This window comes from Vallitalea sediminicola (assembly GCF_054408565.1).
In genome coordinates this window covers 68,867-81,650 of sequence record NZ_BTPT01000013.1, presented here as the reverse complement: position 1 = coordinate 81,650, position 12,784 = coordinate 68,867, and the positions used below count along the sequence as shown (strand labels likewise).

Genomic DNA, 12,784 nt, shown 5'->3' with positions numbered 1-12,784 from the left:
TTATATAGCTACTTCTGGACTTTACTAATAATTAAACCAAATAATATAAGGATAATAGCAAGTGCTATAAGTCCATAGAATGTATTAACATATAAAAATAGTGCTGTAACTAGTACACCACACCCACCAATTATTAATAAATCAGCTATATTATTTACTATAGCAATCACCAATACCATGATTGTTTTTTTTATTATTTTACTCATTTTCTTTTCCTTTCTGTTTATTAAACCAGTTTTTAAGATAATCTGCTGTCAATTCTGGCGTTTCTGGTTCAAATTCATAATACATAGCATATTTATAAGCACATAACAACGCATCTACTGGATCAATTCTTTTTGTTGTCTTATCCTTATCAATTTTTATTAAGCCATTGTTTTGTTTTATAACACTATTAGCCATCGCAAAGTTTAGAAGGGGATTATAAGTATATAATACATTTCCTTTGTACACTTGTTCTCTAAAATCTACAGTACCCTCATTAAGACTTTTATGTGATTGATAAGCTTCAACAACTGTATAACCCATGTTCCCCATATCAAGCATCATTTTAGAACTATTAGCAGGGTCAAATGCAATTAATTTTATATTCCAGTTGTTGAGTTCACAATATGCTACTATGTATTCAATAACTTGTTGCTGATCTACTATGTCCTCTTCTTGTACTGTCAAGTGTTTTTGTTCTTCCCAAGCATCATAGGGTTGTTTATCCTTTTTAATTCGTTCTCTTAACTTATCATAATTAGGTATGAACGAATGACTAAACACCACATATTTAGTTATACCTTCCTCCATAATTGGAAGGATAAAAGCTACGCTTGTAAGGTCAATTTTTGCTGATACGTCGACCCCTACGAATACATCACGATTATCTAAAAGATATTGTATCTTATCAACTTGACAATTTTTCCACTTTGCCATGTCCATATATCCATCATCTTTGGCTTGTACCCAGATATTAAGACATTTTGTTTTAAATACTGGTAGCTTTTCGGGTATCTCAATAGCAACCTTGTATGCATTTTTGATTAATTTAACACCTTCGGCATAGGTCATCCTAATAGGATTGGCTTTTTTCCAGTTTCTAATATCGTCTATATTATCCTTTTTATCTACTTCCAGTATGTCTACAAAGTAATCATCATTAATAGTGTCCACATCTGGATTTAAGAGATTAAAGCAATAATTATATTCTTGTGTAAAACAAGGAAATGTTAAGTCAACACCAGCAGTAGTAATAATCATTAATAAATTTTCTTTAGTATTAGCTCCATAGCCTAAGTCATAAAATTCAGTTGTTGGGTGTTGATGGTATTCATCTATAACTAATACTGCTGGGTTCGTACCATCACCATTTTTTCCATCTTCTTTACATAGAGGTTCTAGAAAACTATCAGTTTTAATATGGGTAATTCTATCTCTAGTAATTTTAAATTTAGTAGATAATGGACTCTTTTTTAATAGGTTTTTACATTCATCAAAGATTATTTTTGATTGTTTACGTTTTACACCAGCACAATAGCTTTCATAAATTTCACCATGTTTTGTTGATTGTGTAGCAATTTCATATAATATTACTCCTGCTTCCATCTGGCTTTTGGCATTCTTACGTCCAACCTCAATGAAACTTTTTGAAAATCGTTTGTAACCTGTGTCCTTATGTCTCCACCCATAAATTTGACATAAGCAAAACTTTTGCCATAATGTTAAATGAATTGGCTTACCAGCTAATATACCTTTTGAATGTCTAAGATAAGAAAACCATTTTACTATTTTTTTTGCTTCTTCTTCATCCCAATAGTAAGAGAATGGCTCACTTAATACATTAAGATTTTCTTTCTTAAAGTCATCCAATAGTCTTTTACAAGCCCATTTATGCTTTTGACAACTGATATAATCCTCAAATTCATCTATGTATACATCATTAAGGCAATTATGTGCATATTCAATTAAATCTTGTTTGATAGACATTAGATGTCTCCAAATTCATCCACTATATCTTTTTTTGTTTCATTCAATTTCAATGATGCCATTTTCAATCTTGAATCTGCTGTTAGCCCTAACAACGATGAATACTTTTTTATCTCGTCAGAATATTTTATTTGAATTTTAATACGTGGATTCTCTACTTCATTTGTTGCCCCTGCCTTATTAGTGTATTCTACAACCATTTCTTCATTGTTCAACTCATTTGTAGCTTCTATGTAATAAGAATATGCATTACAATAAGCTCCCAAGTTAACAACATCTAAGTTAGTTAAAATTCCTATTGACTCAAATTGTTTTACAAGTCGTTTCCATTCTTTTTTAGCAACTGAATCTCTTAACCATTTGGGTGTTTTTTGAAGTTGTTCTGTACCAGTTTTAACTAAATTTTCTTGTAATTCTTTTTCAATCTTTTGTTGTCTTGTAAGATTGCCACTCTGTATATTTACTGGTTTTTTTGGTCTAGCCATACTATCACTTCCTTCTCATTTTTTTCGCTTACCCCCTTTACTTGGGTTTTTAGAATTTTGTGTAAGGAAAGCTGGGGCTGAGGTAAACCTCAATCGCTCTAAAAGTTTTCAAGTACCCCCTACCCTATACAATTCTCTATTTTCCACCTCTCAACCAGCTTAAATAATACACTTTGTGTAGCTTCTTTGTCCCGTTTGTATAGTCCATGAATATAGTTATGGGTAGCACTGGAAAGGTATATAAGATTATCTAGATCATATATCCTGCTCCCATCCTCAACTATCTCTATGATATGGTGACATATCTCTCCGTACACAATCACATTATTAATATAGTACTGGTATACATCTATATATTGAAATCTATCCTTACACAACTTTGTTAATGCTTTCCATTCCTTACTGTCATATATTCTTTTGCTATCTTTATTACGTTGGTATTTGTCATAGACTTTCATGTTATCTTTTCTTATAAACTCATACTTAACTTTGCATTCATCACAATACTTTTCCTTATAAGGAATAAGCTTTCCACATTTTCTACAAGCTCTTACAAGTCCCATAATCATCTAACCCTTTCTTAACGCAATAAAGAAAGAGCCCAAACATTAGGCTCTCAGATTTTCCCTTGGTATAAAATTCCATGCTACGATTATAGCACATTAAAAACGGACAAAACGGACAAATTAAATTTCATTAAAGTATCTTGTTATTTTTTTCCTTGCTGTATCACCATTTGGATAACCATAAATAGTCATAGCTACATTATTCCAAGACCATCCTTTTATAAATCTTAAGGTTATTATCTGCCTTATTATGCTATCCTCAATAGTACTGATAAACTTTTCTACTTCCTCCATATCGTGGTACAACTTAGCTTTTCGTTTACTAAGTATATCTTTTACTCTACTTATTTTATCTATTTTTCTAGCATCAACACCCGATATTCTAACTGTATGTTGAATGTATGGAAAACTCTTTGATGAAGCTCTAACAGTATCTGCTACACATTCCTGTAACTCCTGCTCTAACCCACTAATACGCTTCTCTAATATTTCAATCTCTCTAACTAAATTCCTAAATTGTTCTAACTTTTTCATATCCATTTGTATACTCTCCCCATTTTGTACTATAATCAACTCAATTATTTAATCCATATCAGCTATTATCTGTGGAATTTCATTCTCTATAGCTTTTTCAAGGTCAGCTATTGTTAATATCTCATTATTCTTAAGAATCATATTCAAATTATCTAACATTTTCCCATACCCTAACAGTTTATATATAACATTAATTAAGCTTACTAAATCTGAATATTCTTTTGTTTTTCCTTCTGTAAAACATGGTGCACATAAAATACAGTTAACTGGTTTACCAAAGAAACTTGATTTTCTATTGCTACACATTATATATTTACCAGTTCTTATACTGTATTGACATTTACTACAAAATTCTTTTACTCCTAGACGATCACTCACCTTTTTCCCTCCATTCAAAAATTCTTTTGTACTTGCATATCCAGCCACTTTTTACATATTTTTGGTCTTTCATCTATGCTACAGTAATTACATTCTGTAATATAATCACAAAAACCTGTTCCATCACATCTACTACAAATAAACTGTGCTAATTTCTGCTTATTCATTTCTTCTATTGTTTCATATACAGTTGGAAATATCTGATTAGGTATACTATGTAATTCTTTTGATGATTGTTTATTCTCTATTTTCTTCTCCTGCTCCTGCTTTTCCCTCTCCTGCTCTCCTTGTTCTTTAGTTGCATTATTTTTAACAGTTCCTTTTATTTCTTTTAGCTCTTTTTTCTTTTCTTTTACATCATTAATAGATAAACTACCACTATCTTTAAATTCTTCTAATACTTCTTGCTGGTATTCTTTTGGTAAAGTTGATAACTCATAAGCTGTAGATATATTAATATTGTCCTGTTTAAATTCGTTTGTAAATTCGTCTGTAAGATGCTTTGATATACTTTCCATTCTACCAATTTGTGATGGTGAAGTTTCTAATACTTGGGCTATAATTTCACGTGTACGTCCAGATATTTTTTCTTGTTTTCTATATTCTTCTAATAGCTCCCTCATTCTCTGTGCTTGTTGCGTCTTTTCCCAGTCGGATAATTGTCTTGTAGTAGCATTGGTAGTAATTAATAATAGTTCTTCTTTAATGCTGTCAACTGTCTCTATAGCACATGGTAACATTTCAAATTCTGTTTTACCTTCTTCGACAAGTGCAAGTGATGCAAGACATCTTCTATGTCCTGCTATCACTCTATATTTACCATTATCCAATTCTTTAACAGTAAGATTTTGTTTTAATCCATACATTTCAATAGAATTTTTAAGAGAATTTATTTCATTTACTGAATAAAAATTGTTCTTTGATGCTATTAGGTCATATACACTTATAGGTATTATTTTTAAATTGTTAGGTTTATTGTCCTCTTTATCTATTGCATTTATAGATGAACTACTTAATAATGAATTAAGATTGAATTTACCCATTGTAACACCTCCATTATTTTGTGACCGATTCGAACACATTTTTATTTCAACTGTAAATATTCTTGAACAAATGCTAAGTAGTCTCTTGATGCTCCACATCTTCTTGAATATTCTATTATAGGCATAGATGCAAAAGTGCTTTCGTCAACTTTTTCAGTCCTACGTATATGTGTGTTAAATACTGGATAATCTCTTTGACTTCTTAACCATTCCTCACCCTGCTTATTAACCTCATTACGTTGATAACAGGTTACTAAACACCCTTTTAATTCTAGATTAGGATTAAGGTCTTCATGTATGTTTTCAATCTGCTCTTTTAACTCTGCTAATCCATCAAAAGCAAACTTGTCTATCTTAATTGGTATAATTACATCTTGTGATGATACTAATGCATTAATTGTACTTATATTAATATCTGGGGCATTATCTATAATACAGTAATCATAACTATTAGATACTGTGTTAAGTGCTGTTTTAAACCTTGTTTGTTGCGGTCTAGCAGTATCCATTAATACTTGTCTATTTGCTTTTAAAAGTGTCATATTAGCTGTAATTATATCTAGTTTTTCATAGCTTGTATGAATAATCACCTTACTTAAGTCTATCCGTCTTTCTGTCATTACATCTGCTACGCTAGGTCTATTATAACTATGTACACTAAACAACTTAGAAGCATTTCCTTGTTTGTCATTATCTATAAGTAATACTTTTTTATTATGTACAGTTGCTAATATATGAGCAATATTACAAGCTGATATTGTCTTTGCTACTCCACCCTTTAGGTTTATTATTGATATAGTCTTCATTATTTTTACCTCTCTATTCTTTTATTTTTTTATTCCAAGTATTACATAACCCTTTTTTACAAATTGCTTTTCTTCTTCTTTTCTTCCCAATATATAGGTCACTTTGACTTTTATGTTAAATCCAGTATATAAGCCTTTAGTATTTATCTCATTCAAAATCAAAATATCACCTATATTAAAATTTCTATCATCTTTTCTTACTTCAAAAGTTTTATTCCCATAGATTATAGCTTTGATATAATTACCTTTAATCTTTAAGTTATGAATCAATTATAATCACCTACCCTACTAAACCGAACTTTAATTCTGATTTTGAAATAATTATTCTTTATTTATTTGCTTTTAACTATAAATATGTTATACTTATTTCGCTCCAAATTATTTTATTTAACAATGTTATGCCTTTAATTATGCTCAACCCATATAGCAGGGTTATGTCATAATATAAAGGAGATGAATAATATGTTGGAGCTAAACCTTAAGATTAAATTAGACTTAACTAAAGTACTGACCATTGTTAGTATTGTGTTTTATCTAATATCTTAAAACCTAAAGACTCCATTTGGGGTCTTTTTCAATATCTACTAAACCAAGCTTTACCACTGGTTAAAAAGAACACTCACAAGGCATAACATCAGTTTCCTTAAATATCTTCCTAACCATAGCCCAAAACTTTTGAAATCCTACTTTTTCCGTTGGTACTATGCCAAGCTTTTTCATATTTTCAAACTTGCATTCTAATTCAGATAGATACACATCTTTAATAATAGAATACCCTATCTGTCTTTCTGCTTCTTTTGCTTTTTCCCATATGTCTGGACGCAAACAATACACTATGTACCACTGTTGCTTTCCTGCCTTAAGGCACCCTATGCAATTAGCATGTCTAAATGTTTGATATGTATATGGTCTTGCTATTCCAATATCTTCTGTTCTTTCTATAGTTCTATCCCAATAGGCTAATGGATAAGTTGTTCTATACCCCATTGCTCCCATAATACTTGAACGTCTCTGAATACGAATTGTTTCTCCTGTATCAAATCCATAATAGATAGAACAGTCCCGATTGATTTTATTATCTACTGTTGGAAACTCTTTCTTTAACCAATTATGGAATGGTTCAGTTTTAAGTCTGTTAGTACATAACGCTGTACCATTTCCAACCTTAAAAGCTCCAATTCGCATACATACGTCTAATGGTCCTTCGTTCTCCCAATTATCCATATTTGCATATGTAATACCAATATCTAAGTAATTACTAACATCGTCCTTAAATCTTTTGATATCACTATCTTCAACTTCACTAGTTATGTCGTGATTTAGGAGAATAACGTTCTCCTTTCCATATCTTCTTACTGTTTCTATTGCTACCAGTGCACTTGAATGTCCACCAGAATAACATACTATATGTTTCATGTTTCACCGTCCTTTTCTATATCAATACTAAACACAATCTTTGCTCCTACCATTCCGTTGTTGCTATTTCTACTGGACAATCTTTTTGAGATATTTTCATCTTTCTAAGAGCTTTTTTATATGGTACGTATCTATGCCAGTATCCTTCACGTTTCAGTAAGTGTCTAAACATCTTGTGATTATCAAATCTATTAAATCGTAACAGGTCAAGAATTTTACCTAATAACTCATTAATCGGTACATATTGCCCTTCTTTTTGTAAATCGCATTCTTCAATATCACCTATATCATAGTCTGTTCCATATTCTTCGTTGTACCATCTCCAAGTATCTTCTATTGTCATAATTGATGCTATACTACTACAATCACCGATCATATATACTTTAATCATCTTATTTTCTCCCTTCAAAACTAACTAGCATATTTTTATCAGCTTCAATTGGTTTCAAACTCTCTAAATATATAGGAATATAATCATCAAAGCTTATTCCGTTTTTCTTTTCTTGTGAATTCCACCATTCACTCCAAATTATGTATTGTAACAACTTTTTCACCTTCTCTAAATTAATTTTTTATACATATTCGTTGACTATTCCGTACTAATACTTAATGCTTTTTGGCTTGCATCACTTAAATTAGTCCAATATCTTCGTTCGCCGTTCACCAAATTAAAAAACCAATAAGTCTGTCCATATTCATCCGTATTACCATATGTTTTTATTCCACCAACGGATAAAATATGATTTACAAATTCCTTTTCATGTTCTGCTTTATTTTTATAACTCATTATATTTTAACCTATCCTTTCTTCGCTAAATCAATCTTTTGCTCTTATTGCTTACCTAAACCCTTACATACTACTATGCTTCTATCACAATAAGGTATATAAATTTTTTCACCTATTTCATTAATAATTAAAAATTCATCATCTTTAAATTTTATATGCATAACATCACTCCAAATCAATTTATCCTTTTTTCAATATTTACCAGCTATTATCTTATTTACAATATCTAATCTTCTTTCCCATCTGTCCCTTTCCTCACAAACAGATTCTAGTCTTAATCTTGCATTAACTCTTTGTTTTTTAGTGCTATTATTTATATCCATATTTCTAGCCTTTTCACTAGCTTTTTCTACTAACTTTTTAACTTTGATTATTTCCTTTTCTATGTTTGATTTTGTCCATGCAAGAATAAATTTATATTCTTGTTCATCGGTTAGTTTGACTGGATTAAAAAACGTAGACACATTATCACTCCCATACTTTCTTTTTATTGATGTAATCAAGGAACATTACCGAGCCATTAAACCTTACTTGATACTCTTCTATATCCTCAACCTTCAAATACTGCCTTCCATATAGTCTTTTCATGTCTCTCCATACGTTCCATGGTATAAAATAAAATTTATCCACTATACCTACGCATATCCCTGATACTGCCCCCAGTTTCTCATGTTTTTCTAACATTTCCATTTGTTTATCTGTTAATACCCTTCTTTTCATTCTGTCTGTAGTGGTATATTTAGCTTCAAACATAATAGATTGTCCACCGTATAATGTACCTTGAAAGTCTGGTTGTGCTAATGCTGTAAATCTCCCTGTAAATGTTCCATCAGCATATTTTTTAGTTACTCTGAATGGTTCTGGTACTTTGTTTATCTGTGCCTTTCCTTGTTGTGAATATGCAATACAAGCACTATTGATATAATTCTCAAAGTGTTTTCCTTGTGCATTGTTCTTTTGATTTTGATACTTTCTACGTAATTGTTGTTGGGAATACATTTTTCTCTTCCTCCTGCTCCCGATATATATTGTTTTATCATTCTCTACGATGTAGTTTAAGGTATATAGACCAACCTGTTATCTCGCTAAATTCTGCTCTAACTGAATAATCATCTTTTGCTAGTGTCCATCCTTTGTATTTGATTTCCCAATAATTAATATCTGGTGGATTTTTAGCAAGTTGTTCTATCTGTCTTCGACTGTACTTATAATCATTTGTCCTGCTCCAAGGCTTTTCTAAATTCTGTGATGAACTCCATCGTTTTTTACCATTTGGATTTTTAGTAAGATATGTACATAGAGCCGATACTCCGTTTTCATCTGGTTGTAATCTATCTGCATTAATATAGCCTATTCGCTCACCCTTTTTCTGTCCTTTGCGTTTTCTCTTACACCATAAGTCCTCTACGATGTCACGATTCAACCCACCATTTATGAATATATGATGATGTATTCTTATTGGTTTATCTTCATTTTCTTTTGCTATGCTATACTCTGTTACTAATATGTACTTTAAGGGTGTTAACCCCTCTTTCTCTCTTCTATACTTCAACCTACGAAGATAATTTGATACTTCTTTTTCTGCTTCATCAATGGTAGTTGGTAGATATTTATTTTTATATGTAGCTGTTACGTGTAAATCTTGTTCACCAAAATTTGTATTGGCCAGCTGTGTCAAATACCTTCTAGCATTCTTGTCATTAAGGTTTCTTTGCTTAGGTACTGATACTTTCTGTTTCTTGGCTCTCCTACCACTCTTACATACATCATCCTGCATCTTGGTATATGGATAGATATCCACCTCCAAATATTTTTTACCACAGTAGATCTTCTTTTCTCTCATATAGCTTCTCACGGTATGCCCCCTCTTCACGTTATAGTTTTTATGTATGGGGTATGGGATATATATTGGGTTGTACTTCCTTCTATACTCCCCTATCTATACAACATATATATTCAGAGCTATATATGTATCTTTTCTAATCATATAACTCTATATCGTTATAAAGATAATACCCATTACAAGCCCTAAAACGCCGTATTCAAGCGTTGTTGTTTCCTTGACCTTTATAACCGTTTTTGCTATAATGAGATTATAGTTTTATTGTTGGTTACTAATCTTCGGTGATAAAGGTTATCCGACTGACGTATTGTATTATCTCGTAAATAATACAATACGTTTTTTTATTGTCGGTATTTAGATTCATATATTATGTAAACCTCATTTCTAAGCTACATTGCTACCTTTTTCATCTTTTTAATGTTTAAAAGCTTTTTAACTTTCCACCTGTTTATAAACTTCTTAACATCTTTTGTAGTAGCTTCATTTTGATATCCTCTTATTTGAATGATTTTCAATTCTTCTACATCAAATTCAATGGTATAGTGTGGTTTTCCGTTATTTCTTAAGAAGAGAATAAGTTTCTTTCCATGTACCATGTTTTCGCTATAACTTGCATTTCCTACACAATGTCTTAACAATTCTCCCTCTTTTAATATAAGCTTATGACTTCCTGCTACTTGCACTTTTAGATTTCCTGATTGGTAGGATAAAATATTGTTCCATTTTTCATATTGAACTTTTATTCCTTGGTCCAATTTCTCATCTACTATCATTTTGATTAATTTTGAGTATTCGTCATGTTTTTCTTTTAGGTTTCTTGGAAATAATACAAAGTGATTTTTTATGTCTAGTTCTAGTTTTTTGCATTGCTGCAGATAATCTCTCCATGTAGTCATAAATTGTTTTTTTTCTTCGTCACAATATTTTTCAACGTAGTTAATTACTTTTTGAGGGGATACATATCTTAGTAGTTGAGTAAATGTTTCTGTATTACTGTTTTCAATCGCCCAAGCAATCTGTTGATCTGTTAATTTTCTCCCTAGTTCATCAAGAGTACTTACAAATTCGATTCCACTAATACCTAGATTAAGCCTTAATGCAGTATTGAAAACCTTTTTGTTTAATCCAAGCATTTTCTCATGCATTTTTATAATGCCCCCTACACCTCCCCAAACGGTTGTCCTATGAATGATTTCTTTTAATAATTTTGATAAATTTAATTTACTAAGCATTTCAATTGCTGGATATTTCTCATATGTATAAAGATAATCTGTTATACTTATATATCTCTGTTGTAAATGATCTAATCCTGAATACTTCCATTTAGTATTTTTGAGTAAGCCTTTTAAATTTCTTTTATAGATAAATGGAGTGTAATCTCTAAGAAGTATTTTATTAAAGTATCCACATCTTACACGTTCTTTTTTCCATTTGTATTCTTTAAGGTTCCAATCATATAATTCTTCATATTCCTTTATAACTGTTTTACCATTTTTCTGTACCTTAATGACTTCTCTGGATCCTTCCCAATATCGCATCTCTGGATGAATAAGCTTGTCTAGTATTTCTTCGGGAAAAGAACTAGTATCTTCACAATTTTTAAATGTTAAGCTTGCTTGAAAGAATCTAACCACATAACTCTCTCTAGTATCATCTTTCATTTTTTGCATTATACTGACAATCACTGTATCCTTGTAAGTCATTGCTTTGTTAATTGCTTTGTAAGTAATTTTTGTTTTACACGCTGGACATCTTCCAGTCTTATTGTGTTTTGCACTACTTACTTCAACCATTGCCTTACAAGAACTACATACCCCTTGAATCTTTTTACCTTTCCTTTTATAGAAAATGTATTTGCTATCTTTGAATGCACTCTTCCTTATCCATTCTACAAAACCTTTTGGTGTGGGTGGAACAGCTGTCATCAAATCATCTATTTTTTGTTGTAATCTTATTGACTGTTTAGACACGTTCTTTCCTCCTTTTACTTGTTTATTTTCAATCCTTAATCATTAATTGTTTTAAGAACTTATTAACAGCTGCTTTGTATTTTCCATACTCTTCGGGTTCTTCTTCCTCTATTACATCTAGCGTTTCAAGCATATTATTAAATAGATTAACTACCAGGTTGAATGTTGATTTGAACTTTACTATATTCTCTGATGAATTTAGCTTGGAGTTAGTTGCTTCCAACTTTACTTTTAGAGTATTTAATTCCTCCTGAAGGTCTTCTGGTATAGTTTCAACTATCTTCTCAACTTCTACTTCTATTTCTTTTGGTTTTTCTTTTAGTTGTTTCTTAAGCTCTTTAATCTCGTTTTTTCTCGTTTTTACTTCTTGTTGCAACTTCTCTAATTCTTCTGGGGTTATTTCTGGAACTTCTGATTTCGTATCTATTAGTGCTTTAAGCTGTTTTGCTTCTTCGGTCTTTTCTTTTACGAGTGATTCATATTCTTCTATTTTTTCAAGCTTCTCTTTAATTTCTTCACTCATTTGACTTTCTTTTTCAGTCTGTTCTTCTAACTGCCTTTTCAGAGCTTCTTTTTCTTTTAATAGGTCTGTTTTTTCCTTGATTGCTTGTTCAAGTTCTCTTGTTGTCATTTCATCTATATCGTTCTCAATAACAAAGTTTTCTCGTTCTTCAAAATCAAGCTTAAGCATGGCTATTGCTTGGGTGTAGCCCAAATTGGCAAGTGCTTGCGAATTTGAATTTTCTAAAATTTTCATGCCATATTCTTCATGAATTTTAATGAGATTTGATGCTGTTCTTTGAGAATAATTGACTTCATCTTCAAGCCATTTTGACCAGTTACCATGACCCACCATTTCTTTCGCTTCTTTTAGCCTTTTTCCAATCTCAATGGAGCTTTGAAGCAAATATTTATTTGCTTGTTCCTTAATTAGATTAATTTCATGTACAATATCATTGACGTTTCTTTTTACTTCAAGATTCAT

Annotated in this window: 18 protein-coding genes; all 18 read right to left on the bottom strand. The window is 31.0% G+C overall.

Annotated elements, in window-relative coordinates; translation table 11 throughout:
- Positions 1 to 8: 8 nt before the first annotated feature.
- Entirely contained in the window at positions 9 to 206 is a 198-nt protein-coding gene (locus ACX6CF_RS05860) for a hypothetical protein (protein ID WP_458784374.1), read from the bottom strand.
- The gene (locus ACX6CF_RS05855; RefSeq protein ID WP_458784373.1) at positions 199 to 1,971 is read right to left on the bottom strand and encodes a terminase large subunit; all 1,773 of its coding nucleotides are present in this window, start codon (positions 1,969 to 1,971) and stop codon (positions 199 to 201) included. The genes ACX6CF_RS05860 and ACX6CF_RS05855 overlap by 8 nt, the downstream gene beginning before the upstream one ends.
- Complete coding sequence (locus ACX6CF_RS05850; RefSeq protein WP_458784372.1) at positions 1,971 to 2,456, bottom strand: phage terminase small subunit P27 family; 486 nt, start codon at positions 2,454 to 2,456, stop codon at positions 1,971 to 1,973. The genes ACX6CF_RS05855 and ACX6CF_RS05850 overlap by 1 nt, the downstream gene beginning before the upstream one ends.
- Before the next feature lie 119 nt (positions 2,457 to 2,575).
- A complete protein-coding gene (locus ACX6CF_RS05845; protein ID WP_458784371.1) occupies positions 2,576 to 3,019 on the bottom strand; it encodes a hypothetical protein in 444 nt (147 codons plus the stop codon).
- Positions 3,020 to 3,142: 123 nt separating this feature from the next.
- Entirely contained in the window at positions 3,143 to 3,562 is a 420-nt protein-coding gene (locus ACX6CF_RS05840; protein WP_458784370.1) for a hypothetical protein, read from the bottom strand.
- A 42-nt stretch (positions 3,563 to 3,604) separates the two neighbouring features.
- Positions 3,605 to 3,934: a hypothetical protein gene (locus ACX6CF_RS05835; RefSeq protein WP_458784369.1), complete on the bottom strand. Its 330-nt coding sequence runs from the start codon at positions 3,932 to 3,934 to the stop codon at positions 3,605 to 3,607.
- A 14-nt stretch (positions 3,935 to 3,948) separates the two neighbouring features.
- Positions 3,949 to 4,977, bottom strand: a complete 1,029-nt coding sequence (locus ACX6CF_RS05830) for a ParB/RepB/Spo0J family partition protein (protein WP_458784368.1) — start codon at positions 4,975 to 4,977, stop codon at positions 3,949 to 3,951.
- Between the two features lie 41 nt (positions 4,978 to 5,018).
- Entirely contained in the window at positions 5,019 to 5,783 is a 765-nt protein-coding gene (locus tag ACX6CF_RS05825; protein ID WP_458784367.1) for a ParA family protein, read from the bottom strand.
- Between the two features lie 21 nt (positions 5,784 to 5,804).
- Positions 5,805 to 6,053, bottom strand: a complete 249-nt coding sequence (locus ACX6CF_RS05820) for a DUF3850 domain-containing protein (RefSeq protein WP_458784366.1) — start codon at positions 6,051 to 6,053, stop codon at positions 5,805 to 5,807.
- Positions 6,054 to 6,389: 336 nt separating this feature from the next.
- Positions 6,390 to 7,199 (bottom strand): hypothetical protein, encoded by an 810-nt coding sequence (locus tag ACX6CF_RS05815; protein ID WP_458784365.1) that lies wholly within the window; start codon positions 7,197 to 7,199, stop codon positions 6,390 to 6,392.
- A 46-nt stretch (positions 7,200 to 7,245) separates the two neighbouring features.
- Positions 7,246 to 7,590, bottom strand: coding sequence for a hypothetical protein (locus ACX6CF_RS05810; protein WP_458784364.1), 345 nt, complete (start codon positions 7,588 to 7,590; stop codon positions 7,246 to 7,248).
- Position 7,591: 1 nt separating this feature from the next.
- Entirely contained in the window at positions 7,592 to 7,744 is a 153-nt protein-coding gene (locus tag ACX6CF_RS05805) for a hypothetical protein (protein ID WP_458784363.1), read from the bottom strand.
- Between the two features lie 44 nt (positions 7,745 to 7,788).
- On the bottom strand, positions 7,789 to 7,986 hold the full coding sequence (locus ACX6CF_RS05800) for a hypothetical protein (RefSeq protein WP_458784362.1): 198 nt from the start codon (positions 7,984 to 7,986) through the stop codon (positions 7,789 to 7,791).
- A gap of 191 nt (positions 7,987 to 8,177) precedes the next feature.
- A complete protein-coding gene (locus ACX6CF_RS05795; protein ID WP_458784361.1) occupies positions 8,178 to 8,450 on the bottom strand; it encodes a hypothetical protein in 273 nt (90 codons plus the stop codon).
- Positions 8,451 to 8,454: 4 nt separating this feature from the next.
- A complete protein-coding gene (locus tag ACX6CF_RS05790; protein ID WP_458784360.1) occupies positions 8,455 to 8,985 on the bottom strand; it encodes a Holliday junction resolvase RecU in 531 nt (176 codons plus the stop codon).
- A gap of 37 nt (positions 8,986 to 9,022) precedes the next feature.
- Positions 9,023 to 9,841, bottom strand: coding sequence for a hypothetical protein (locus ACX6CF_RS05785; RefSeq protein ID WP_458784359.1), 819 nt, complete (start codon positions 9,839 to 9,841; stop codon positions 9,023 to 9,025).
- A gap of 377 nt (positions 9,842 to 10,218) precedes the next feature.
- The gene (locus tag ACX6CF_RS05780; RefSeq protein ID WP_458784358.1) at positions 10,219 to 11,799 is read right to left on the bottom strand and encodes a PcfJ domain-containing protein; all 1,581 of its coding nucleotides are present in this window, start codon (positions 11,797 to 11,799) and stop codon (positions 10,219 to 10,221) included.
- A 28-nt stretch (positions 11,800 to 11,827) separates the two neighbouring features.
- Positions 11,828 to 12,784 carry a DUF3102 domain-containing protein gene (locus ACX6CF_RS05775; RefSeq protein ID WP_458784357.1) on the bottom strand — a complete coding sequence of 319 codons (957 nt, stop codon included), beginning with the start codon at positions 12,782 to 12,784 and terminating at the stop codon, positions 11,828 to 11,830.